At 51.9% G+C, this 23,198-nt stretch carries 18 protein-coding genes and 2 pseudogenes; 12 read left to right on the forward strand and 8 right to left on the reverse strand.

Annotation, left to right across the window (positions count from 1 at the left end; translation table 11 throughout):
• Nucleotides 1–524 precede the first annotated feature (524 nt).
• The 3 genes and pseudogenes from tnpA to tnpC all read left to right on the forward strand — a co-directional run bounded on the left by tnpA (nucleotide 525) and on the right by tnpC (nucleotide 2,806).
• On the forward strand, nucleotides 525–848 hold the full coding sequence (gene tnpA / locus ACWIKB_RS13415; RefSeq protein ID WP_475267381.1) for an IS66-like element accessory protein TnpA: 324 nt from the start codon (nucleotides 525–527) through the stop codon (nucleotides 846–848).
• Nucleotides 849–890: 42 nt separating this feature from the next.
• Complete coding sequence (tnpB, locus tag ACWIKB_RS13420) at nucleotides 891–1,193, forward strand: IS66 family insertion sequence element accessory protein TnpB (protein WP_475267858.1); 303 nt, start codon at nucleotides 891–893, stop codon at nucleotides 1,191–1,193.
• Between the two features lie 48 nt (nucleotides 1,194–1,241).
• A pseudogene (tnpC, locus tag ACWIKB_RS13425) lies at nucleotides 1,242–2,806 on the forward strand (IS66 family transposase).
• A 7-nt stretch (nucleotides 2,807–2,813) separates the two neighbouring features.
• Here the strand turns inward: tnpC and ACWIKB_RS13430 are convergent.
• The gene (locus ACWIKB_RS13430; protein WP_123366397.1) at nucleotides 2,814–3,029 is read right to left on the reverse strand and encodes a hypothetical protein; all 216 of its coding nucleotides are present in this window, start codon (nucleotides 3,027–3,029) and stop codon (nucleotides 2,814–2,816) included.
• A gap of 1,151 nt (nucleotides 3,030–4,180) precedes the next feature.
• Here ACWIKB_RS13430 and ACWIKB_RS13435 point away from each other — a divergent pair.
• Nucleotides 4,181–4,675: a hypothetical protein gene (locus tag ACWIKB_RS13435; protein ID WP_475267382.1), complete on the forward strand. Its 495-nt coding sequence runs from the start codon at nucleotides 4,181–4,183 to the stop codon at nucleotides 4,673–4,675.
• Between the two features lie 437 nt (nucleotides 4,676–5,112).
• Here the strand turns inward: ACWIKB_RS13435 and ACWIKB_RS13440 are convergent, their stop codons facing one another.
• Nucleotides 5,113–5,871: a hypothetical protein gene (locus ACWIKB_RS13440; protein WP_475267384.1), complete on the reverse strand. Its 759-nt coding sequence runs from the start codon at nucleotides 5,869–5,871 to the stop codon at nucleotides 5,113–5,115.
• Between the two features lie 860 nt (nucleotides 5,872–6,731).
• On the opposite strand from ACWIKB_RS13440, the pseudogene ACWIKB_RS13445 reads away from it, so the two are divergent.
• Nucleotides 6,732–7,316 (forward strand): annotated as a pseudogene (locus ACWIKB_RS13445) (recombinase family protein).
• Here the strand turns inward: ACWIKB_RS13445 and ACWIKB_RS13450 are convergent.
• On the reverse strand, nucleotides 7,302–8,330 hold the full coding sequence (locus ACWIKB_RS13450) for a toll/interleukin-1 receptor domain-containing protein (RefSeq protein WP_475267385.1): 1,029 nt from the start codon (nucleotides 8,328–8,330) through the stop codon (nucleotides 7,302–7,304). The pseudogene ACWIKB_RS13445 and the gene ACWIKB_RS13450 sit on opposite strands and share 15 nt — an antisense overlap.
• Before the next feature lie 289 nt (nucleotides 8,331–8,619).
• Here ACWIKB_RS13450 and ACWIKB_RS13455 point away from each other — a divergent pair, with 289 nt between their 5' ends.
• Nucleotides 8,620–9,831, forward strand: a complete 1,212-nt coding sequence (locus ACWIKB_RS13455; protein ID WP_475267386.1) for a phage integrase — start codon at nucleotides 8,620–8,622, stop codon at nucleotides 9,829–9,831.
• Here the strand turns inward: ACWIKB_RS13455 and ACWIKB_RS13460 are convergent.
• Nucleotides 9,823–10,512 (reverse strand): hypothetical protein, encoded by a 690-nt coding sequence (locus tag ACWIKB_RS13460; RefSeq protein ID WP_095191749.1) that lies wholly within the window; start codon nucleotides 10,510–10,512, stop codon nucleotides 9,823–9,825. The genes ACWIKB_RS13455 and ACWIKB_RS13460 overlap by 9 nt on opposite strands.
• Nucleotides 10,513–10,662: 150 nt before the next feature.
• Between ACWIKB_RS13460 and ACWIKB_RS13465 the strand changes: the two genes are divergently transcribed.
• From ACWIKB_RS13465 to ACWIKB_RS13490, 6 genes are all read left to right on the forward strand, one after another.
• Complete coding sequence (locus ACWIKB_RS13465; protein ID WP_095191750.1) at nucleotides 10,663–10,863, forward strand: helix-turn-helix domain-containing protein; 201 nt, start codon at nucleotides 10,663–10,665, stop codon at nucleotides 10,861–10,863.
• A gap of 367 nt (nucleotides 10,864–11,230) precedes the next feature.
• Nucleotides 11,231–11,515: a hypothetical protein gene (locus tag ACWIKB_RS13470; protein ID WP_475267387.1), complete on the forward strand. Its 285-nt coding sequence runs from the start codon at nucleotides 11,231–11,233 to the stop codon at nucleotides 11,513–11,515.
• Nucleotides 11,512–11,784 carry a DUF3077 domain-containing protein gene (locus tag ACWIKB_RS13475; RefSeq protein ID WP_210701343.1) on the forward strand — a complete coding sequence of 91 codons (273 nt, stop codon included), beginning with the start codon at nucleotides 11,512–11,514 and terminating at the stop codon, nucleotides 11,782–11,784. The genes ACWIKB_RS13470 and ACWIKB_RS13475 overlap by 4 nt, the downstream gene beginning before the upstream one ends.
• Nucleotides 11,781–14,687 carry a DUF927 domain-containing protein gene (locus ACWIKB_RS13480; protein WP_475267389.1) on the forward strand — a complete coding sequence of 969 codons (2,907 nt, stop codon included), beginning with the start codon at nucleotides 11,781–11,783 and terminating at the stop codon, nucleotides 14,685–14,687. The genes ACWIKB_RS13475 and ACWIKB_RS13480 overlap by 4 nt, the downstream gene beginning before the upstream one ends.
• A 93-nt stretch (nucleotides 14,688–14,780) precedes the next feature.
• Nucleotides 14,781–15,725 carry a chromosome segregation protein SMC gene (locus tag ACWIKB_RS13485; protein ID WP_475267391.1) on the forward strand — a complete coding sequence of 315 codons (945 nt, stop codon included), beginning with the start codon at nucleotides 14,781–14,783 and terminating at the stop codon, nucleotides 15,723–15,725.
• Nucleotides 15,726–15,945: 220 nt separating this feature from the next.
• Entirely contained in the window at nucleotides 15,946–16,311 is a 366-nt protein-coding gene (locus ACWIKB_RS13490) for a histone-like nucleoid-structuring protein, MvaT/MvaU family (protein WP_475267392.1), read from the forward strand.
• Between the two features lie 166 nt (nucleotides 16,312–16,477).
• Here the strand turns inward: ACWIKB_RS13490 and ACWIKB_RS13495 are convergent, their stop codons facing one another.
• The 4 genes from ACWIKB_RS13495 to ACWIKB_RS13510 all read right to left on the reverse strand — a co-directional run bounded on the left by ACWIKB_RS13495 (nucleotide 16,478) and on the right by ACWIKB_RS13510 (nucleotide 22,934).
• Nucleotides 16,478–17,320, reverse strand: a complete 843-nt coding sequence (locus ACWIKB_RS13495) for a hypothetical protein (protein WP_475267394.1) — start codon at nucleotides 17,318–17,320, stop codon at nucleotides 16,478–16,480.
• Between the two features lie 239 nt (nucleotides 17,321–17,559).
• A complete protein-coding gene (locus ACWIKB_RS13500; RefSeq protein ID WP_475267396.1) occupies nucleotides 17,560–20,955 on the reverse strand; it encodes a PIN domain-containing protein in 3,396 nt (1,131 codons plus the stop codon).
• Nucleotides 20,956–21,418: 463 nt separating this feature from the next.
• On the reverse strand, nucleotides 21,419–21,811 hold the full coding sequence (locus ACWIKB_RS13505; RefSeq protein ID WP_475267398.1) for a hypothetical protein: 393 nt from the start codon (nucleotides 21,809–21,811) through the stop codon (nucleotides 21,419–21,421).
• A complete protein-coding gene (locus ACWIKB_RS13510) occupies nucleotides 21,798–22,934 on the reverse strand; it encodes a polymorphic toxin type 44 domain-containing protein (protein ID WP_475267400.1) in 1,137 nt (378 codons plus the stop codon). Before ACWIKB_RS13510 ends, ACWIKB_RS13505 begins: the two co-directional genes overlap by 14 nt.
• Nucleotides 22,935–23,198: the final 264 nt, after the last annotated feature.

The raw sequence follows: 23,198 nt of genomic DNA on the forward strand, positions 1-23,198 counted from the left end.
TCAAGTGGTTATTTTCAGAAGTTTTCAAAGTTTCCTCTGCAACTTCAACCACTTGCGCTTTCGATCTCTCGTTAGCGGGAGGCGAATTCTACAGCGTTACTCGCTGCTGTCAACACCTCTTTTCTACCGCTTTCGACCGAGAAGATCGAATCGTCAATTAGGCGACAACACACTGCCTGACCGACTCCTTCTGGGCTTCGATTAACTGAAGCAACTCGCTGTCGAAACCTGCGTAACTCTTTGTTTACCAAGGAGTTTTCCGTTTCGACTGCGCCGGAAGTGGGGCGAATTATAGACTTCCAGAATCTGCCGTCAAGCACTGATTTTGCTTTTCTATCAAGAACTTGCAGATAACCGGAAAACCGCCCCCCCCCCCTAAAAAGAAGCGCAATACCACTCTTCTATATAGAAGAGACCTTAAGGGGTAACCGTCCAGCGAAGTCACCTACCCGATCCCTGCGACAAGGGCGATGTTCTCCACTTAAAAATACGTAGACACCATCACCCTTATTGTCAGGATTGCCATGCGCCAACGAACCTCTTATCCCAAACCCTTTAACGCTCAAGCCGTCCAGGAATGCTTGCAACCTGGAGTCTCGATCGCCAGCGCAGCCTTGCACCACGGCATCAATGCCAACCTCGTTCGTAAATGGATACCTGCTTATCGTGATCGTCAGGCGCCGGTGTTGCCCGCTTTCGTTCCGATGAAACTAGAGCCCCGAATACCGCCCGATCAACAAATCTCTGTCAGCATCGAGGTTCCTTTCGGGCAGAAAAAGCTCACTGCGAAGTGGCCATCCTCAGATCCCGATGGGTGCACGCGTTTTATCCGTGAGCTTGCCCAGTGATCCGCATCGACGCCATTTGGCTCATCATCGAGCCCCATGGATATGCGTGCCGGTACCGAGCCCCCCCAGGCCAGAGTGGTTGCCGTGTTCGGTGCGGCGAAACCGCACTGTGCTTATCTCTTCGCCAATCGCCGCGCCAACCGGATGAAAGTTCTCATGCATGACGGTGTGGGCATCTGGCTTGCAGCGCGACGATTAAACCAAGGTAAGTTTCATTGGCCTGGCATCCATCGCGGATCGGAAGTCGAACTCGATAACGAACAACTTCAAGTCTTGGTGTTGGTTTGCCTTGGCAGAGGGTGGGCGGGAGTGGTTCGATCACACGGCTATAGCGCCTGCCATTAGCCTATCGGTTTATCGCCGCTGGCGGCCTGCTCTGGCACAATCAACGGCATGACTTCCTCGCCCAACCTCGACCAGATGACACCGGAACAGCTGCGCGCCTTGACCGAACAGGCCTTGCAGTGCTGTCCCCAGTCGACTCGATGGGCCAGAAAATCCACCGCCTTGAAACGGTCAACGAGCAACTCGCTCATGAGATCGCCATCCTCAAGAGGCACAAGTTTGCCAAACGCAGCGAGCAGCTAAGTCCTGACCAAGGCAGCTTGCTCGATGACTTGCTTGAAACTGACATCGCAGTTATCGAAGCCGAATTGAAGGCGGTCAATCCGCCAGCTACACCGGCCGAGCCAAGTCAGAAGCCCAAGCGTGCGCCGCTGCCAGCGCAGTTCCACGCGTCGTTATCCGTCACGAACCGGAAAATACCCAGTGCGCCTGCGGATGCCAACTTCAGCGCATCGGCGAAGATGTCAGCGAGAAGCTCGATTACACACCCGGCTAGTTCACCGTCGAACAGCATGTGCATGGGAAATGGGCCTGCCGCCAGTGCGAAACACTGATCCAGGCACCGGTACCGGCCCAACTGATCGACAAAGGCATCCCGACCGCAGGCCTGCTGGCTCATGTGATGGTGGCGAAGTTCGCTGACCACTTGCCGCTGTATCGGCCGGAGAAAATCTTTGGCCGCGCCGACCTGATGATTGCCCCCTCGACGCTGGCGCAGCGGGTTGGACAAATCGGTGTGCAGCTTCAGCCTCTGGTCGATGCGCTGCGCGAAGCGGCGCTAGCCGAGGGCGTGATCCACGCGGACGAGCCCCCGGTTCAAATGCTTGCTCCAGGCGAGAAGAAAACCCACCGGACTTATGTCTGGGCCTACAGCACCACGCCGTTTTCGGCACTCAAGGCTGTGGTTTACGACTTCAGCCCAAGCCGAGCGGGCGAGCATGCACGTAACTTCCTCGGCTCCTGGAACGGCAAGCTGGTGTGCGACGACTTTGCTGGCTACAAAGCCGGTTTCGAGAAAGGCATGATCGAAATTGGCTGCATGGCCCATGCTCGCCGCAAGTTTTTCGATCTGCATGTGGAGAAACAAAAGCCAGTTGGCCGAACAGGCACTGCACTCGATTGGAGGCTTGTACGAAGTTGAACACCAGGCACGGGGCATGAGCGATGAAGATCGCTGGCGAATACGGCAGGAAAAAGTTGCTCCGATAATCGCAACACTACATGCCTGGATGTTGGCCCAGAGAGATCTGGTGCCCAACGGATCGGCAACGGCCAAGGCCTTGGATTACAGCCTAATACGCTGAGTAGCGCTGACGCGCTACCTAGACGATGGGGCTGTGCCCATCGACAACAATCAAGTAGAGAACCAAATCCGGCCATGGGCACTTGGACGTTCCAACTGGTTGTTCGCCGGATCGCTGCGCAGTGGTAAGCGGGCTGCGGCGATAATAAGTTTGATCCAGTCCGCGCGTATGAACGGGCATGATCCGTATGCTTATCTGAAGGACGTTCTGACTCGTCTACCTACGCAGCGGGCGAGTGACATCGGCCAGTTACTGCCACATCAATGGATACCTGCTCGAACTATGCAAGCGTGTTCTCCTCCTGCTTAGCCATTTGCTAAGCAAGCACGAACTGCTTCATTGCTGCCATCATCGCGATGACCAAAACGGCTAGCCCAATCGCAGATGTCCATTGGGCTGAAGGGCTTTCTGAAAACCAGGAGCCTTTAGCGGGGTACTTCCCTAGGGTGAGGGCCTTCATCAAAGGCCAGCCGATAGGGAAGCAAATCGCTTGGAAAACAAAGTCAGCCAGTACACCCAATAGTTCACTCAAAGGCCAGATCCCGCTGAATTACCAGTCCTTAAAGCTTAATCATGCTGCTCCAGCCTGGCGATGACAAGGGGAGCCGACGGGCAAACGATACCGAGCAAACTGCTCGCATATCAGTTGATATTTGGTGAAATCACGCAAGGTGACTTGGCTGAACGCCTACCTTAAGGGCACCCCACAGACTACATATCGCAGACAAAAGCTCACGCATACGCATCGATTAAGAAGCCGCAGGGATGCGCTTTATATCTCTCTTATCAGAGATAACAAAGCTGTTAAAACTAATGCTCCATCGCATTATTCTTAAAATAATAAATGCAAGCGATTCATATATCGATTACTAGTCCTTGTATTTTCCAACACGCTTGATTACCTCCGGGGTTCCTGAAGAGGAGCCGAAAAAGGAGCCGGAAGATTCTCGAGTTCAGCTAGGTGAAAACCCTCAGGCCAAGGCTGAGATTTAAAGGACGTATCTGGAACTGCCAGGGATACAGATTTCAAATCTGCCACTTCTGTATTTCAAATCCGAAAGCGTGATGATCCAAAGCCGGGCCATCGTTGGTGTGCTCAAATCTGAGCACACCAGGTGCATGGACGAGATGTGAGCACAACTCCGCGCATCAGGCTAATGCCCTCACGTTGGTGGGAATACCCATCCCCTGGCGCTATGGCAAGAGCAACGACGTGCAGGTCGTCACGCACGAGGCGGCTAAGGAGTGAGGAGTCAAAAGAAATGCTTACCCGGGCGCAGCGCGAATGATCGATGCAACGCCGAAAATTTAGGCTCACAGCAAGCCAGGTGAGCGCAGACAGTACATGATCGGTTTTCGGTCCTGCTCGGAGTATCTGAAAGCGGCTTGAGCCTTTGACCGTCACCCGCCTTTAGGGGAAAAAAATAGTATCCATCGAAGTGGATTATCAATCCTTAATGCAGCATACCCACTCAACAACCATTCGAACCAACGCCACCGCTTATTCCAATTCAATCTATCCCCCCACCACATCCGACACTATACATATAGGGCGAGTCTCTGAAATGACGAGCATTCGATAACAACCAAAGGATTGGAACGCCCCCTCCATATAACACCGCTTAATTCCCGCCTTCACATAAAATCCAAACAGTGCTTTCCACAGTTTTCATGGAGCTAAAAATGATAATCAAGGCAGATCAGAAAGCAGGCTGGCAAAAAATAGGCACCGTCGAACCCGAATATACAACCAAGGGCTTCGTCATCGACGTTTCAGGCACATGGTGCTTCAACACAAACGAAAGAGCAGGGAGAACTTGCCAAGCTGATGGCCGGAGCGGTGCTGGCAATTACTGGCCAATGGAAGTACCTGGAGAAACAAGTTACATTCTTCACGATCAGAATGCAGTCTTGGGAGAGTTGGTTGGTCGGGTCGGAGTTAACGGACAGCCGTTTAGAATTGGAAAACACCATTCTGGGACTTTCGATACCAGCGACATTGGTAAAGATATTTTTGTCAGCATGAATCATGGTTGGCACACAGTAAATAGTGACGGAACTGTAGAAGCCCGCATTTGGGTTAAACTTGACCCACTACCCGACCCAGTGCAAGAGGGAGAAAAGCGTAAAGAAGCGTATTCGTCTGGGTATTTGTACGAAAAAGACTGGAATCACTAACAGTCCATTAGAGCGTTTATAAATCGCCAGCAGTTATGAGGTGGCACGGCGATTCTATTAAGCGCTCTCCAGATGCACTCAGTTTTGAGTGCATCTCCCTCCCCTGGTAAAAGCCCCGCGACACCCCGCTCCCATAGTGAAATAGCGCGATGTGAGACGATTTGATCTAGTCTGCAGTTGCGCGCAGATAGCAAGCTCCGACAGCGTCCTTGCCCTGCTCCCGAGCCGCCGGCACAAGATGTACAAGCGTTCTATTGCAGTCAGCCTCAGAAGCCTTCTGCTCCGTCATGACCGGTTGGCCGCCGATGAACATTACGAAAATCCAGTGGGTAAGCATTTGCGTCCCCTCCGTGAGTTCACCTCGCACTACGAAAGCGGGTAACGGCTACCACAGCTGCGCGGATCGCGTAACTTACGCAAATTATATTTTCTAAAAATTACGGATAAACACTCAATTTGTACGTTATCTTGCAGTATTTGAACTGAATGGTCGGCTTACTGCTGCCTGGCCGGGATACTCCTTTAAAAATCGGACTACCCCAACCACCTCCACCTCCATCAATCAAGTCTCTAATTGGTTGAATTTCATGCTCAGCCTCAAATGCAGAACACATATCGGTTATCTTTTTTTCTGTGGCCGCTGCAATAGCCTGGTCAGCGGCTAGTTTGAGACTTTTCCTATGGGCTTCGATGTCTGGCGAATCGATACTATTGCGTCGATGGGGAACAGATGGGTGGGCCTTCATCTTTCTCATACTGAAGTTGCCGAGCGGCCAGCTAGAATTGCCAGGCATATCGCGGGTAAATTGCACGCCCACCCATTTAAAATGAGTAATCATATCCACAATATCTTCAGCCTCGAGGTTCAGGTGGTATTTCTTAGAGGATGACTCTGCGGCCCCCTTATGCTGGGTTTCGAGCAAAATATGCGCATCAGTAAAAGGCTGGTGAATACCCTTTTTCATGTATACCTCGATCTCTTTTTCAGGATGTCTATACGCATCCCAGAGATCATCGAAGACTACCGGTCGAGCCTTCCCGTCCAAAAGGCTAAACGATTTAAAGATGATAGCTCGGTGCTCATCCTCGCTCATATTGCTATCTTTGTTCAGATTGGTTCTAGTGGCATCATTTGGGTCTATTGATGTTCCGTCCCAGCTAGGGCGTACTTTGATATCACTTTCCTTAATTGGCATTGCGGCAAACTCCTTGTTTGAGCGCGTGGCGGAGGTAAAACCAGTCTAGACACAAGACTCGCAATTCGCAGCTGATCGCACGGCGACCTCGGCGTATAGAGTCTCGTCCACTGGTGTAGCAGTGTTTTGGCGGTTTATGGCTCAGGATCGACTGCAGGGACCACCTGACAGCAGGCTGGAGCAGGCGGTAAACGTGACTATGGCGCAGATTTGCGCCATCAGGACCAAAGTGGGATTTCCTTACTTTGTCCTGGCTGCGAACCGCCTAGGATTTCTCTGTGGTTCGAAAATCCCACCGATCAGGGGTATTCCACCATTGGTGGAATATCCAGATTTGGATGGATGGGCCTACCGGAGATCACACGAAACTCCGTGGCATCTTTTCCGCGACACGTTTTCATAATTCGTAAATCGTGTCGCGACATCTGACCTACCTGAATGGGAGTTCAGGTATTGGCTAGATTTCAAATCCGACCAACTTCCTCAAGTTGAGGGTGTTCCTCAGATTGAGGACGAGCTCACCACCACCACCACCACCACCACCACCACCACCACCACCACCACCACCACCACCACCACCACCACCACCACCACCACCACCCTGTTCCGGGGTAGTGCGCACCTCTACAAAACCTGCCCGTATCACTTTGCCTACTTCAGACTTACTGCAACAAAAACACCCTCCTCGATTCGCTCCAAACCAACTACTTCAGTCCCATTTAATCCGGTTACGTGTAGCACCTTACGTATGCCTATCCAGATACGAGCAGATTTCGCCTTTTTCAGCCTTTTCGCTTTATAAGTAACACCCAAAGCAAAACACTATTAGGAGAACACCCTAACTGATACAGGCACCAATCATGTTCATCCGCGCATACCTCCGAGCATCGACCAAAGTGCAGGACACCGGCCGCGTCCTGAAATCGCTCGGCAGTTCGCCAGCGATCACAACAAGGTCCATTGCCAGTGTGTATCTGGAGAATGCCAGTGGTGCGATCGCAGACCGGCCTGAGCTGCAGCATCTGCTCAAGGATGCGCGCAAGGTGACGTATTGTTGGTGGAGTCGATAGGCCGCCTCTCACGCCTTCCTGTGGAGGATTGTCAGAAGCAGGCTGCGCATCGTCGCGCTCGACCTGCCAACGAGCCACGAGGGCATGCAGGACATTGAAGGCGATGAGCTCACCGGGCGGATGCTGGCAGCGATCAACTCGATGCTGGTGGAAATGATGATCGCTATTGCTCGCAAAGATTACGAGCAGCGCCGCGAGTGCCAGGCCAAGGCTGTCGGAAAGTACCAGGGCTGGCCGATCAACACCGATCTGCACAAGCGCGTGGCCGAGCTGCTGGGAGCAGGTCTCGGAATTCGAGAAACAGCCCGGCGCGCCAATTGCTCGACTACCACTGTATTGAGGATCAGGGATATACCAGATTCAAGAGAGCCATGAAAACGCTGGAGTCGGGTGAGAGGAAATTACATAAGAGAAAACAAGCTCATCTGCCGGCTTACCATGCCCACGGCTCTGCACCTGCTCAATCTTTGCTGCGAGGTAGTAACCCGCTTCATTCCGCATGATGACAATCTCACCGAGCATCGGGCTTCTGTATCTTGAGCTGTAGTTAAGGCCCTCCACATCTCTTAGCTCATTGAAGTCATGGACACCACCAGCCAAAGCTATGGAGACAACACTCGGAGGATTTTGATACACATAGATGGAAGTATTTCCAGCCCTACCCCATCGAGTAAGAAACGCCTTTTCGCCAGCACCGCATAGAAACTGTCCATCATTGTCCGAGTAGTCGAATGCTACCTCGCCAGACATAGAAGCCGAAGCATACCCAGTCAAGCCAGAAAGCACCTTGGAAAGCCCCGCGTTTACAGCTACAACAGAGGGGCGTACAACAAGGTCTTTTCCCTCTGGTACTGGCGCCCCCAAAGTAGCTACGGGAACCGTCTCGTTTTGGAATGGGTTTCTCCCGCGCGCTGGACGCAGCTTCGTTCGCTGACCATAGATATCGCGCAGAAGCTCTCCATACCTATTATCGAAGTCCCCGTCATCCCTAAAGTCCACGTAGAGCTTGGAACTCAGAAACACAGGGACGGTATCGAACTCCTCCGATGTTGCCCGGACTAGAGGGACAATCCTTTCGATGCTCACATCCTTCATCATTTGGGCGGTGAGGATCATGCTCTCGTATCCCACACCACCCTTGCCCGAGCTTGCCTTCTGGACGTAAGACGGAGTGCAAACCGCAATGACCTTATCCGCGGATGCCATCGTGTGCATAAAGCGGGGAAGATCGCCACCGAAGGGAAGATCCCATTGGTCAAGAATGACGTGGATACCATCTTGAGTTAGTCGCGTTGCAAGGGTTTCAACCCAAGCTTTGTGCGCAACATTGTCGTGCGAATACGAGATGAAAAGATTGATAGGGGGTAACTCGTCAGAACTCGTTGGCATTTGTACACCCCAGGCCCAACCATGGCCGAAAGAAAAAAAGAATCTCTGCTGCACCCACCCTGCACCCATAAGGATTTAGCAGAAGGGCTTAAAATTTCTGGAGGCATTGAATTATATGGTGTCCCAGGGCAGGTTCGAACTGCCAACCTTCCCCTTAGGAGGGACATCGCAAGTCCCGCGCACATGGACCTAAACCCTTGTTTACTGTGCAGTCCGTCCGGTTGCGTCCATTAAAACAGGTCCGTATAGTCATTTTTGCTGTCACCCTGCTGTCATGGAGTCGCACCACTTGAAAAGTAAAATCACGCAGAAGCTAATCAACAGCCTATCTGCTGAACCTAAGACATACCGCGTACACGACACTGCGCAGCCAGGTCTCTTTATTCGTGTGCTTCCCAGTGGCCATAAGTCGTTTATGGTCACTTGGGGTCGTAACAAGAACGCAACTCTCGGTCGAGTTGGCGTGCTAACACTCGAACAAGCACGCGCTGAAGCCGCACAGTACCTTTCAGACGCGCGTGCACACGGAGAACCACTAGCCATCGTGCAAGGTCGCAAAGGCGCCGCCCTACCCTCTTTACGCGAGTTTATCGACAACACCTATATGCCGTGGTTTGTAATACACCACAAAGGCCACGAAAAAACCCGCCATACACTCGATAACAACTTTGACGAGATCATGGCTCAGCGACTTGATGCGATCACCGGGCGCGACCTGGAACAAATTCGCACCTCTTGGATGCAGGCTGGCAACAAGGCATCGACGGTGAATCGAAAAATGGGGTCAATGAGTGGTGTATTTAGTCGAGCCGTCGAATGGGAGTACATCAGTGCCAACCCGCTCGCCAGAGTAAAACAACTCAAGGTCGATACACTGGGACAGGTTCGATACCTGAGTGCCGATGAGACAAAACGCTTGCGCGCAGCTTTAGATATTAGACAGGACGAAATGCGTGCAGAACGTGAAAGCGCAAATAGATGGCGATCTGAAAGAAACAAAGAATTAATGCCAAGCCTAGCAACATCACCATTCACTGACCATTTGAAACCGCTAGTTCTTGTATCACTTAATACCGGTATGCGACGCGGGGAGATATTTAACCTCAAATGGTCAGCTGTAAATTTTGACACCAAAACGATAACCGTAAGTGGCGAGACGACCAAAACTAATGATACACGTCACGTACCGATGAACAGAGAAACCTTGAAAACACTTACCGACTGGAAAAAAAACTCTAATGACTCTCAATATGTATTTCCTAGTCAGACAGGTGAGCGCCTGGAAGACGTAAAGAGTGCTTGGTCTAAACTACTTGAGCGATCAAGCATTGAGCGATTCCGATGGCATGATATGCGCCACGACTTTGCCTCACGATTAGTCATGGCTGGCGTACCGCTCAACACTGTACGGGACCTGCTGGGTCATGCGGATATCAAGATGACACTTCGCTACGCTCACCTAGCACCGGCTACAAAGGCCGCAGCAGTCGAATTAATTTAGTTTTACTCGATTCCACGTGCTCTCAGTTTCAAGCGATTCACACCTCGATCTCAAGCCTCTGCACTCTGCTTGGAGACTGATCAGATACTGGTCGCGCTCTAAGATTTTTAGCGAAAGGTTTTCTAATTTCTGTTCTAGACTTTCCCCTGTAGATTCAGACTCTTCTAAAGTGGCGCTGACAGAACCCGACTCCACGAAAACTTTTGCCCACTCCCTTTCAGTTATTGGTTTGAGCTCTCCTGAAACCGAAAGCATGTTCGCACGCTCTTTTACCAACTCCCGCATTAGCAATAAAGCATCAAAATTGACTTTATCGACACCATGATAAACGCGCCTAGTGCTATCAGTGAAACAAAGTGGCTTCGATGCAAGAATGACTGCCTTGATACAAGACTCCTCATGCGTGGCCATATGAGGAACTAAAAAAGCGATATTCACAGCTCGTATGAAATCATCTTCACTCCAAGAAATATTGACTAGCTCGTTAAGTGTTACAGCAGCCCCCTCCTCGACACCGACTTGAACACTACCTTCTAGGGATCTCAGCAAAGCCCACTCCACCGTGCTGGCGAGAGATCGCCGTTGATAGCGCGCCAGAATTTCAGCAGCGAATTTAACCTTTGGATCAAGCCTGAATGAAACCGGGGTGAGCTTCGATTGCTTCGTGTTGAGCTTTGCCATGTCTTAATCTCCTGTAGACCTTCAGCGTAATGCAAAACGCAATCGGCAACAACCGGACGCAACCGTAAAGCATTTTGCTTTACAAAAATCTTTTGTAGTCATAACCTTCTGCCGTGGATAAATACAGATCATCGCCCTCAGGAGAAAACCATGTCGCAAATAGCAAGCTGCCCTCCACTCTCGGTAAGCGTTGAAGAGGCTGCCCGCTTGGTCGGCCACACTCGATCCGGGATTTACGAAGTCATTGCACTGGGTGAGCTGAAGGCATTCAAGCTCGGGAAGCGACGCCTAATTCTGATGACCGAACTCAAGAGCTGGATCGAGCGCGCAGCAAAGGAAGGTGCCCGATGAGCAAAGACACATCACCAAAGGCACAAGAAGAAATTTTAAGCGAGGGGGATCTGAAGCTAGAAAGTGTCGAGTCAGTGTTTGCACCACTGACTCGACTGCCACAAAGCAAATCTGAGCAGACCGCCATGCAACCGACTAAGCATATCATCATCTACTTGCTAGACCACACCGGCTGCATCCTTGGTAGCCGCTGCTTGTCTATCGCTACATCTGTGATAGCACTTGAGTCATTCCGCTCCTACGGAGTCTGCCGAGTAGAAGTGCTATGCCCCCCTCACGCCAAGTTTGATAGGCACTCCCCTGAGTGCACCTGCTACAGCACTCATTACAGTGAAGGTGAGGATTTCAGAACCGCAGGGTATGGCCAATGAACAACGCTCTGAGTTTTGCCCTACCTGAAGACCTGCTCTGCGTTAATCCAAGAGCAGAAGCCGGTGTACCCATCGACGCCATCACCTGCGCCATTGATCGCGCCGACTCGGTGCTAACGCTGCTGGAGGATCACTTCGAAAGCGAATCTTCGCGCCTCGCCAATCATGTCATCGCCGCCGTCCTCTGGGACGTGCGCGGCACTCTCGGCCTGATCAAAACCCTCACCTTGTACGGTGACAACACCTCCGTTCCGGCCGTGCAGAAAGGCGGTGCGCTATGACCACTTCCACCACGCTGGGGCACGCCACCTTTACTCGCGTGAACGCCACCGACTTGAAGTTGTTCCGGGTCAATGCCGGAGTACCAGTCGAGGATGCACTGGAGATGGTTTCCCTCCTGCAGCATCACGCCAACCAACTCAACTTCGACGCCGCCATGAGCGACAGCGGTGAGCGTTTCAGCTGGCCTGCTCTGTACCTTGGCGAGATGGCCAAAGCGTTGATTGATGACATCAACGACGCACTGTTTCTGCCGAGGGCTGACACATGAGCCAGCGCCCGAACAGCAACACAAAACGCCCAAGCTTCGCCGACGTGAAAGCCGCCGCACTGAAAGACATTGATCGTGTCCTGTCGCACTGGCTGCCCAACGGCAAGCGCGTCGACGGCGGCAAGGAATACACCGCTCCCAACCCGACCCGCAGCGATAAGCGCGCCGGTTCGCTCAAAGTCAATCTGAGCAAGGGCACGTGGGCCGACTTCGCCACCGGTGACAAGGGCGGCGATCTGATCGATCTGGTGCGCTATCTAGACGGTGGCACCGACGTCGAAGCCTGCAATAAACTGGCAGACCTGCTTAACGTATCGCCCGGCGCCGCAAACGCGAAGCCAGCGCCTGCCAAGGCAAAAGCGCCTGAGTGGAGTGCCATTCAGCCGATCCCGGCCGAGGCCATGAACAAGTGCCCGGCCAAGCATCGGCAGCACGGCGTGCCGTCCAAGGTGTGGATCTACCGTGATGCTCAGGGCCAGCCGCTAATGGCGCTCTACCGCTTCGACCTCGCCCCTGACGAGGAGGGCAAACCGAAGAAGGTCTTTGCGCCCCTGACATGGTGTCAGTGCACCGATGGCCAAACAACGCAATGGCGCTGGCAGGGTCTACCCGATCCGCGTCCACTGCTGCGCCTGAATGAATTGGTCCAACGCGCTGACGCACCGGTTGTTCTCTGCGAAGGCGAGAAAGCTGCCGATGCCGCCGCAGAACTGATGCCGGGCCTCGTGGCCACCTGCTGGCCTAATGGTTCCAACTCCTGGCACAAAGCCGACCTGACACCGCTCAAGGGTCGTGACGTGTTGTTGTGGCCAGACAATGACGTCAGCGGCACAGCCTGCATGGAAACCGTAGCCGACAAGCTGCGAGAGATCGGCGCCGCGTCGGTGCGAGTCATCGCGCTGGAGGTGTTCAAGCGCAAGCCCACACTGAAGAACGGCGCCGCTGACTTCGCCAAAGGAGGTCAATGGGACGACGGCGACGATGCAGCCGATGCGCTTGCGAAAGGCTGGACAGCGCCCCACTTCACCAAGCTGGAAAGCAGCGGTGAACTGTTCGGTTTGGTTGTGGAAAAGTCGGAGCCTGAGCAGGCCAAGGCTGATCCGGAACCGAAGGCAAAAGCAGCAGCCAAGCGCCCCTCGAAGCCAAAAAATGACCTGATGCTCGGTGGTTTTCGCCTCACGTCCGAAGGTGTTTTTTATGCGGGCGACGACGGCGAAGCGCGGCCAGTGTGTTCGCCTCTGGAAATCCTTGCCCGCACTCGCGACGATAAAGGCCAGAACTGGGGCTTGCTGGTCGAGTTCGACGATCCCGACGGCGCCAAAAAACGCTGGAACATCCCGGCGCGCACTATGACCGGCGACTTCGGCAAGGACGTACTTGGCCCATTGGTGGACATGGGGCTGCGTCTGGCCGGTAGTCGGTCCGGACGCAATGCACGCAACGACCTGCAAAGTTACCTCGGCGGCTTCGACAGCGCGCAACGGGCACGACTTGTTACCCGCTTGGGTTGGCACGACAGCGCCTTTCTGCTGCCCGAGCAACAGGTCGGCACGCACAGCGAACACCTGCATTTCTACGAGGCCGGTTCTCAACTTCCTCCGATCAGCGAAGCGGGCACGCTTGAGCAGTGGCAGGAGCAGATCGGCGAGCTGTGCGTCGGCAACCATCGCTTGGCGTTTGTCGTCGGCGTGGCTTTTGCGGGACCACTGCTACACATGCTTGGCCATGAATCGGGTGGCTTTCACTTGTACGGTGACAGCTCGGGCGGCAAAACCACGCATCTACAAGTCGCCGCCTCGATCTACGGTGGGCCACGTCTGGTGCGTTCGTGGCGCTCCACCGACAACGCGTTGGAATCCATCGCCGCCGCGCACTCCGACGGTCTTTTGGTACTAGATGAAATCGGCATGTGCGATCCGCGCATCATCGGCGAGACGGTGTACATGCTCGGCAACGGCACCGGCAAGGCCCGCGCCAATGACCGAGGCCAAGCAGGCCGACAGGTGCAAGAGTGGCGTTTGCTGTTTCTCTCCACCGGCGAGAAGACGCTGGCCCAGCACATGGCCGAGGCCAACAAAGAACTAAAAGCGGGCATGGAAGTGCGCATGCTCGCGGTCCCGGCCGATGCGAGCAAAGGCCTCGGCATGTTCGACACGCTCAACGGCTTTGAAGATGCGGCGGCACTCGCCGACGCGCTCAAGGCTCGGGTAGCGAAGTATTACGGCACACCGCTTACCGCCTTTCTCACGGCGCTGTGCGAACCGGGCAAGCGCCACGGTTGGTCCGCCATCCTGCGCCGCACGCTGGAAGGGTTTATCGCCCAGTCGCTACCGGCCTCGGCCAGCGGACAGGCACACCGTGCAGCCGCTCGCTTCGGCCTCGCGGCCGCAGCGGGTGAGCTGGCCACCGCGATGGGTATCACCGGCTGGCCGGATGGGACTGCCACTACCGCCGCTCGCGTGTGCCTGAATGCATGGATGAATGAGCGTGGCGGCGCCGGGAACTTCGAGGGTGATGCGATATTGGCGCGGCTGCGCCAAGTCATTGAGCGCTTTGGCGAAAGTCGGTTCACCCGCTGGGAATCGGCGGCGGCAAAGATCGATGAACACGGCCCGCGCACCATCGACCGACTCGGCTTTCGCAAGACGCTGGAGCACGGCTTGGGCGACTCCTTGCACACCACCAACACCTATTACGTGCTGCCCGAAGCATGGCGCTCGGAGATCTTCCGGGGCATGAACATCAATGCAGTGAACAAGGAGCTGCTACAGCGCGGCGCTCTAGAGCCTGGGAGCGATGGCAAGGCATATAGCTTGGTTCGATTACCCGGCCTAGGCCCGCAACGTTGCTACATCGTTAAAACGATTCTCGGAATGGATGAGAGCGAGGCTCGGGCCGCCTGAGGGCATCTCTGCTGATTGAGGTAGCGCCGGCTTTTCCCCGGCCTCGCCAGCCACTCAACCAACCCACAATCGAATCGCACAGAGAATAAACAGATGAACGAGCTTCAAGACCTGAAAGACCAACGCGACCAATTGCGCAGCGAGGCTGAAACGCTGCATGCCGATATGCTGCCACTCGAAACGGTGCTGGAAAGCGGCGACGCTATCGAACCGGATCGCGAGCGCGAACTGCGGAACAAGTACAACGAATTGAAAGGCAAATTCGACTCGCGCAATCTCAATGCCGATCTGTTGGACCGGCGAATCAATCGCCGAGAAAACCTCGCCAATTGCGATTTCCTGATGACGGGTTACATCGAGGCCATGGATAACTGGAAGGCTGATGAGCAGGAGCTAAACGAAAAGCGCCACAGCCTGAGTACCCGCCTGGAACAGATCCAACAACAGGCGGTAGAGGATATGACCAAAGCCCGTCAGGCCGAAACGGACGCTGCCACTGCGTACGCGCAGGCTGTTGCTTGGGGTGACACCGAAGGCGAGAAGACTGCCAATGCCGACGCACAAAAGGCCGCGAAGAACCTGACAACCGCCACTGAACATAACCGTCGGCAAACCCTGATCATGGCCGCGCTGGAGCAGGAGTTGCTCACCGTAGATAAATACATCGCAGAAGCACAGGTAAAGCATAAAGACATTGAGCGCACAGCTCTGTTGCTTTCGCACACGGTACTCGAAGAAAAATGGAATGAGGCCGCTAAGGCGTTGTTCGAGGCGGGCGGAAAGCTATGGGCGAGTTACAACTTGCTTGGCCGAGACCAGATCGGGCTGATGAAGCTTGCCGTTCCTGAACAAGGTGAAAACTTTGGGAAGTGGACGTGGGAAGAGCTGTCAGGTCGCTCACGCCAATACGGCGCGCGGGACTTAATCCAGCTCGACAGCCTGCCGGTACCGCAGCAGCCCGAAGATATGAATAATCCAGAACAACGCAGGGATGAACGTAATGAACAAACCAATACAGAACAGCGCGAGCTGGTCTGACACGCTCAAAACTCGGAAAGCCCATCTCAATGCATTGTTGAAAACCATCGACGCACGAGCGGGTAAAGCCAGTCAAATACAAATGTTGACCATCAACGCGATCAAATCTGAAATGGCGCACATAGATAGCCAACTGAATCGACGGAAATAGTGCTGAACTTGTAACTCGCACTAACATCCAAATATGCGCGTATGACCTCACTGTTCAAGGGAAAAAAACATGTCCAAACTCGCGGAATACCGTCAGCTAGAAAAACACCTCGCCGAGCAGCTCCAGGCACTCGAAGCACTGAAAGGCGATGATGGGCTGAAGAAAGAAATTGAGTTCGAAACGAAGCTGCGTAAGCTCCTTGAGCACTATGGGTTCAGTCTCAAGCACATTATCAACCTGCTCGATCCGCAAACCTCTGCACGGCGCCAATCTGCGACCCCGGCCACAAGCACACGCAAACCACGCGAACTTAAGGTCTACAAAAACCCAAATACTGGCGAAGTAATCGAAACCAAAGGTGGGAACCACAAAGCTTTGAAAGAGTGGAAAGCACAGCACGGAGCGGACATCGTCGAGGGATGGCAGAAGAAGTAAGACAGCTTCACCTGAAAAAGGGCCTAGTCGGGCCCTTTTTAGTGACTACTTGACTGAAGGAGAGCAATTTCGTCGTCTACCCACAGCCGCCTTACGAATCTCATATACGCGGCCCTTAACCGCACTAAGAAGCCCACAATGCAAGGGTGCGTCTTGGGTGCAGCTCTTAGCCCCACACGCTAGGTAGCGAGAGAAGCTCCTTATATGGCGCGCTATACCTAGGGTCAAACACACATATCTGGTTACCGCTAAAATCAGGGTAAGCAATCGTAATGAGGTCAGCGACATTAACCGCTTCAGAAAGAGACTCGGCTAGATCAGACAGGTATACAGTACGCCTCTCCCGAACTTCATGCCAATGGGTCATACCGCCGCCAATGTAAAGGTAGACGCCCGCTTCAGCTGCATTATTTCTCAGGTCTCGCAGAGCTTCAGCATGATTTTTTGCGTCAGCGATCAGGTGATAATTCTCCACCACGATGCTAGAGCCGGCGCCCTGTGCATTGACCAGTTCCAGCAGTTCACCCAGACCAATCGATCCGTTCCGCCATTTCAGCCTGGCTTCAGGATCAGGAAAGAACGGTGGCTCGCCGTCGATGGCCTCCTCCGCCGCTCCTTCGTGCCCATCTAGGAGATTCACGGCACTCGTCAATCTTGGCCAATCATCGTCCTCGAACACTACTTGATCTACAGTGCTGAAATCTATTTTCCCAACCAACGCCACCAGTTGCCTCAGTAGCACAGCTGGATTGTGATTGGCCACCACCAGAGTAGACTTTCCTTTTGGATACTGACTGAGGGAACTGTTGCACATGACCGTCCGAGCAATCAGCCAAGCAAGAATTTCGCGTCTTAATGCGACGGTGCGAGATACAACAATCGCAAGACCTGGAAACTCTATTTCCGGATATTCTACGTTGCCTCTTTTATTACTAGATGGGTCATTGAAAAGAGCATCAATTCTTTCAATTTCCAACGTCATTAAATTTTCAAATTGCTTGCTTGGCATGCACACCCTTATTTACTTCAGGTCATAATATTCGTATAGCCAAACGATTGCGTACGCTATCTGAGTTTCGTCGGCTTCTTATTTACTGTGGCGTCGATGACGCTTCTGGTCGATTGCTGTCGTTCGCAAACGGCAGCTATCGACCCATTGCAGTGTTTCAAAAATACTGACTAGAGATTCGAACCCATTCGTCATCATAGGGCGCTAAGTGTGCACTTGCCCCCACGCTTAGCAACGAGCTAATTATAGAAGTGCCCGCCCCACCAATCAATAATAAAGCCCCTCAAACGCAATATTGGGAAGCTTGCCAACTCATTGAGTAGCCTTACTCCATCAGGCATCAATCGCACCCGCTCCAGCAATATCCCTGTTGCCTTCTTTACTTTCACTGAAGGGTAGGCATCCCCATGACTTTTTAGTAAAAATTTTTGAACTACCGGATCATTAGCTGAATTATACTCAAGCAACCAATGCTTAATCACAAAACGCAAGACCAAATCAAAGTGACTTTTTTCTTCGGCGGAAGATCCGCCTACGTATTCGCAAACCGCTCTAAAATCAAGTAGCTCTACAGTTAAATCCTGCTCAAATACTGATTCAATAACATATGTACTTATGGAAACGGAGGTATGCCTAAATCGACATAAACCAAGAATTGCTTCGACATACGCAGAGGGTGAAATCATTCCATCTTTCATAGCTTCATTGATAAATGATTGCAGCCATGCGCTCGCAGATAATCCATAAGCGTTCTTTGCGAAGTCTCTCGAAAAACCGTCATCCGACATAAGAAGTGCGTTATGTTGCTTTGCTAAGAAATACGGCTCAACTGCTTCGGGGCTGATTTCTAGCAGTAGCTCAGTAAGCTCATCCAGACCACTTGGGAAATCAAAGTGAACAACGGTGCATTGGGTGGCTATTGCATCAGCGCAAGCTGATAGCCTTCTAATCTCTGCAGCGAGTTCAGTCTTGGTATATTCACTCCTTATGAAAATTCCGCGCCTCCATCCTATACTGAATAGAGATCCTTCGCGCTCTTCTGCCTCTCTTACAACCTCACGAACAGATTCTATCGAAGACTGAGCAACCATCACAGTCTCGAAATAGTCTACTAACAACTCTAACAAATTCAGCTCCGCAGCGACCCAAGCGGAGTACGTGTCCAAGACAATAGCCTTGCCTTTATATTCTTGAATTAGCTGAATCGCATGATCCCGCTCCTCCACGGTACCCAGACAGGTATTAATGCTCCCCTGACTTATCCTCATCAAATCTGACACCTGGAATACATTCTTTTTCCACATTCCAGCCGCAATGCCGAGAGGTATATTTTTCTCGGCAACAGTTGATATAAAACCCTCATCTCTTTCTGCCTGGCGTTTTGTAAACTCAAGCAGGGACTGTACGTTTCCATCCTCAACCTTGATGGACCATAATCCACCAGCATCAGGAAACTCACTCTCATACGTGGAGCACACGGTATGGAACGCATCGAGATATTTATGCTTAACCTCTACAAGTTTCCAACTTACAACGCCCTGCAATTTTTCCTGTTCGTACTCAAATCCGGCTTTCTCCCCAAATACCTTTTTGACGTAGGGATCAACACCTTCCGGGTTGAGAGAAAGATCATCCTCTATAGCCTCAGAAACATCCCGCTCAATAACCGTGTTATCTGAGCAGACCAGTTTAATATGACATCCACCACCTACGGCGAGACAATCATCCAACAAGGCGTCTTTGTTGGCATTAAGAAAAACGTGAAAATAGCCCAGCGCAATCGTTGATACCTTTGGATTTCCGGCGTACAAACGGTGCGCAAGCTCTAATCCTTTCTTTGAGTTACCGATCATAACTAGCGCCCTAGCAACGTGCATCCACTGCTCTGGAGGCCCATCAAACTGATCGATATCGTATTTCGAAAAAAGCTCCGACAGAGCTACGGTGTCTCTCTCATTTTTTGCCATATCTATCAACGCGAGAAAACCATAAAGATCAGTTCCGCCCGAACTATAATACTCCCCTATAAATCGTCGAGCCTCCCCGAAAACATTTCTTTTGAAGTAAAATATACCCAGTAATAATTCGAATCCTCTGGGTATCAATGTCAGCTCTTCATAGAAGCGAACAGCTTCTGCCCTCAACGGATGCTCATTTAAAAAAGCAAGTGCAAGTATGTGCTTTAGCTCATAGTTATCAGCCACATCAGGACAAACGCAAAGGTGAGAAATGATTTCTTTCCACATCATTAGCGAGCGTGCAAGCTTCATGTAATGAAAGAACTCAATTACGTCTGTTTTATCATCAACGAATTTTGCCCCATAAACATAAGCGATTTCCGCGATTACTTTGATGCCAGAAGCGCATGCAAACTCAAACAGTATTAAGCGCGATCGACTATCAAGTAAAGATGTGGAAAGCAGATTTTCCAGCTCGCGCTTACCGTTAGAGTCGCCTTTTCGGGCTCTGGCAATGAAGCAAGCAATTTTTGCCTGGCAAAGGAAGTCACCGTCAAACTTGGCTAGCTGATAGTCTTTAAAGCTCGAAAGCGCATCCCAATCTTTTTGGGCAATCAAGATCAGAAATCGTAGTTTTCTAGCGTCCTCAGGGTTACTCAACTTACCAATCGCTTCCCTACAAAGCTCTGGCTCATCCAGATCCAGTAAACATCTGGCTATCGTATCTATTAATCCTTGATCTTCGGAGAACTTCGACAGGGCATATGCGCAAAGCTCCCGTAATTTTTCATAGTTAGCACTAAGCTTGTAAGCTACAATCAACCCTTGAATTGTTTGCAGATCCCAGCCATTCGCCAACCTATCACTACGTTTAAAATCTGACCAGTAATCGTCGAAATGGCCAGCAGCGATCTTTAACTTATCAAGATCAGCGGCCGTAAACTTAAAGCCATTTTTGCTCTGCCGTTCGTCAACGTATGATTGGACTATACCTAGAGCGACCAAAGTCTTTGCAAGCAGATCATCCGGCTCTTCACTCAGATATTCATCAGCCAAGTCTCTCCACGTTTCACAATTTTGCGAAGCAAGGAGATGGATATGCGCAAGACGTACCGATTTAGATTGTTTCAACTGATCAGAAAAACACTCGTATGGATCTTCAAATTGATCAGCGAACTGGTAATGAATCCTGCCGGCCTGCAACACAAACTCTGCCAGAGTTTCATTGTCAGGGTGACGCTCAAGCTCTTTAAGACCGTAGCGAATAGCTTCATCGGTTTTATTTTGCAAAATAAAAGCGAACGCCTTGAAAGCCACTGCACGTTGATCATCCGGTGCGTAAGTACACGCCTCCAATAATAATTGTGCAGCTTCCTCTGGCTTACCAAGCAAATGATTGCATATGCCGATATTTGCTTTGATTCGAAAAATTGAAATAGGCTGAAGATTTTTTGCTTGGTGAGTCAGCAATTCCTTATAAAGATTACAAGCCTCATTTACACGCCCGGAGTTCATCAGATCTCTATAATGATCGATCTGTCGACCTATCTCGCTCTGCAATTCGCCTTCTACGCCAAGGCTTCGCATTTCGGCTTGGCGGGTCATCACCTCTGTTAAAGCGCTTTTGATTTCGTCTCTATCGTTGGAAATGATAGTGCCGTAATTGTCACCATTCACAGCAACTCCGCCTTTGCTCGCTGTGACGGTCGTTTCGCTTCGCGGTTTTATAAGCCCGACGTACTCCAACAAGCTCCGCATTTATTTGCCTTTACGGTATGAGCTCTTGATAGTTCCTTTGTTAGGCCCGTTAACTGCCACACCACCTCGATCAGCCTTGACCGATGTTTTGCTTTTCCAGACCAATTTCACTGTTATTACCACAGCCAGACAAATCCCGATTGCTATCGCTATTGCCAATTGCGGGTTGTCTACTATCGAGAAACTCATGCTCAATCTCCATGACAATATGCGTTGATGGCTCGATGCTACCGCAGCTCAGTGCGCCGCGCTACGCCAGTAGCGTTAACACGTCCGCTTTGGCCGAAAAGCGGGCGCTTGAGAGGGTCCACTCATGGCCGTTATCCGCCTATCGCGACGAACAGAAAACGGCAAAAGCAGTCCCCCCCAGCGACCACAAAACCTATTTGCAAACTTTCAATCGATCTCTATCAGTGCCACTACCTTCACTGGAGTCAATCTCGCCGTTACGGTCAATATGAATCTCCGTTGTCGGCCATTGAGGCGTAATGCTCACGCAACGGTTCAAGCCCTTCGCATTCCACCAGTCCAGACGCATAAAAAACTCATCGTCCGGAAAAATATGCCCTACGTCGCCCGTTGTATTTCCAGGCAGCAGTTCACCGCGAACGATGGTGTGCTGCGTGTTCAGGACGTAACTGATTTTCTTAGTGCCGTCTTTTGCGTAGTAAACGACAACTCGCGGTATAGCTATGTACCAGCAAGCCACCGCACCGATAAGAAGCAGCCCTATCCACCGCCCAATATGCCTGGGTCGTTTTTCACTTGCAGACATGTTTTTGAACACCTGTACCCCAGTCAGCAATTGGCACTGCCAACACCTTGTCCATGATGATTTTCGCGGTTACGCCGCCGTTCGGATACTCCTTGTAGAGCTCCATTCCGAGCATGATCGACACCCTGTCAGGAGCATCGTCCCATGCTCTCATCCCATCAACACCTTCCGTCCTGCGTGGGCCATCAAACCTCTTAGGGTCTTGGAGGAAGCGCCAACTGTCTGAGCCTATTTGCTCAATTCCAGCACCATCCAATTGCACGCTGTCAGAGAGTCCACCGGCTAAGCCGACGTACCCGTAGTGAATGTTCGACCAGATGTCGTAGTAGAAGTCATGCGCCCCTTGCTTGTGCCAAGGCGCACCAAACAGTTTGGCCAATTTGGGCTTGTGATCCCAATCCTGGCCCTGACCCACCTTTTTTGTCCAGATGGCGAAAGCCTTCGCCTTTTTTCCCAGTGCCATATTGTAGAACTGCGGGTCTTGCCCTAAGCGCAGGTAAAGCGGGAGTTCCATGAATTTCTTGGTTTCCGCCTCAGGATCGAAGCTATTTAGTTCTTTCATTTCCAAGACTGCTGGGTCTTTGATATTCCGGTTCATCTCATCGGCGATGTACTCGGCCAGTTGCCCCATCATGTCAGGGTCTTTGCACGCAGTGGGTGCTTCTGGCTCTGTCTTGAGTTCGGTTTTTTCGGCGCTGGCTTGCGGATCTACCAAAGCATTCGCCGCCACAGCCTTCTCTTTCAAATTTGGATCAGCGAGCAAGGTCGCCATCTTTTGATCGTCCACAGTGCCATCTGGGCGGAACGCTCCCAGTGCCATGAAATTGATGATGGTTGCACCACCAGCATCGCCCATCACAAACCCGCCACCCACATCACCTGACCCGGTGATGACGGTTCCGCCATGGCTGGTAGGACTGCCCAGGTGCGCCATAGGACGGCCATTAACCTGAATCGATGGAAACCCTGTGGTGATTACGGCACCACAACCACATGTATCGCCGACACGTGCGGAGCCCATAAAGTTGATATTTACGTCGCCACTGGCGGAGGCAATCGGGGTGGTGCCATGGCCGGGCAATGGGCAGACATGCTTGTCACCCAATCGAGCGGAGGGAGTCATTCGTCGTCCTTGTCGTGCAATCAAAAACCTCGATTAAGAGGTCAAAGCGTTCAATAGTTTTCGAAAGACTACCGTACCAGGCGGGGGCAAGTCTGTAGGAATGGTCTGAGCCTGGCCCCCTGCACGTGCAGGTTTTGTCCAACAGGGGATCTTAAAATCCTGTAACACCGTTCCGCAGTGTTACACCAGACACAAGGTAAACCGCCAGCAGGTGTTACATCGTTTTATCCTTTAAAAACAACTACTTAATCTATGTCGTAACAC

The sequence above is a fragment of the Pseudomonas sp. 5Vm1k genome, assembly GCF_056161485.1.

Coding starts and splice junctions, on each gene's coding strand:
- tnpA (WP_475267381.1), top strand. CDS start 525: ATGCGCCAACGAACCTCTTATCCCAAACCCTTTAACGCTCAAGCCGTC.
- tnpB (WP_475267858.1), top strand. CDS start 891: ATGCGTGCCGGTACCGAGCCCCCCCAGGCCAGAGTGGTTGCCGTGTTC.
- ACWIKB_RS13435 (WP_475267382.1), top strand. CDS start 4,181: ATGATAATCAAGGCAGATCAGAAAGCAGGCTGGCAAAAAATAGGCACC.
- ACWIKB_RS13440 (WP_475267384.1), bottom strand. CDS start 5,871: ATGCCAATTAAGGAAAGTGATATCAAAGTACGCCCTAGCTGGGACGGA.
- ACWIKB_RS13450 (WP_475267385.1), bottom strand. CDS start 8,330: ATGCCAACGAGTTCTGACGAGTTACCCCCTATCAATCTTTTCATCTCG.
- ACWIKB_RS13460 (WP_095191749.1), bottom strand. CDS start 10,512: ATGGCAAAGCTCAACACGAAGCAATCGAAGCTCACCCCGGTTTCATTC.
- ACWIKB_RS13465 (WP_095191750.1), top strand. CDS start 10,663: ATGTCGCAAATAGCAAGCTGCCCTCCACTCTCGGTAAGCGTTGAAGAG.
- ACWIKB_RS13470 (WP_475267387.1), top strand. CDS start 11,231: ATGAACAACGCTCTGAGTTTTGCCCTACCTGAAGACCTGCTCTGCGTT.
- ACWIKB_RS13475 (WP_210701343.1), top strand. CDS start 11,512: ATGACCACTTCCACCACGCTGGGGCACGCCACCTTTACTCGCGTGAAC.
- ACWIKB_RS13480 (WP_475267389.1), top strand. CDS start 11,781: ATGAGCCAGCGCCCGAACAGCAACACAAAACGCCCAAGCTTCGCCGAC.
- ACWIKB_RS13485 (WP_475267391.1), top strand. CDS start 14,781: ATGAACGAGCTTCAAGACCTGAAAGACCAACGCGACCAATTGCGCAGC.
- ACWIKB_RS13490 (WP_475267392.1), top strand. CDS start 15,946: ATGTCCAAACTCGCGGAATACCGTCAGCTAGAAAAACACCTCGCCGAG.
- ACWIKB_RS13495 (WP_475267394.1), bottom strand. CDS start 17,320: ATGCCAAGCAAGCAATTTGAAAATTTAATGACGTTGGAAATTGAAAGA.
- ACWIKB_RS13505 (WP_475267398.1), bottom strand. CDS start 21,811: ATGTCTGCAAGTGAAAAACGACCCAGGCATATTGGGCGGTGGATAGGG.
- ACWIKB_RS13510 (WP_475267400.1), bottom strand. CDS start 22,934: ATGACTCCCTCCGCTCGATTGGGTGACAAGCATGTCTGCCCATTGCCC.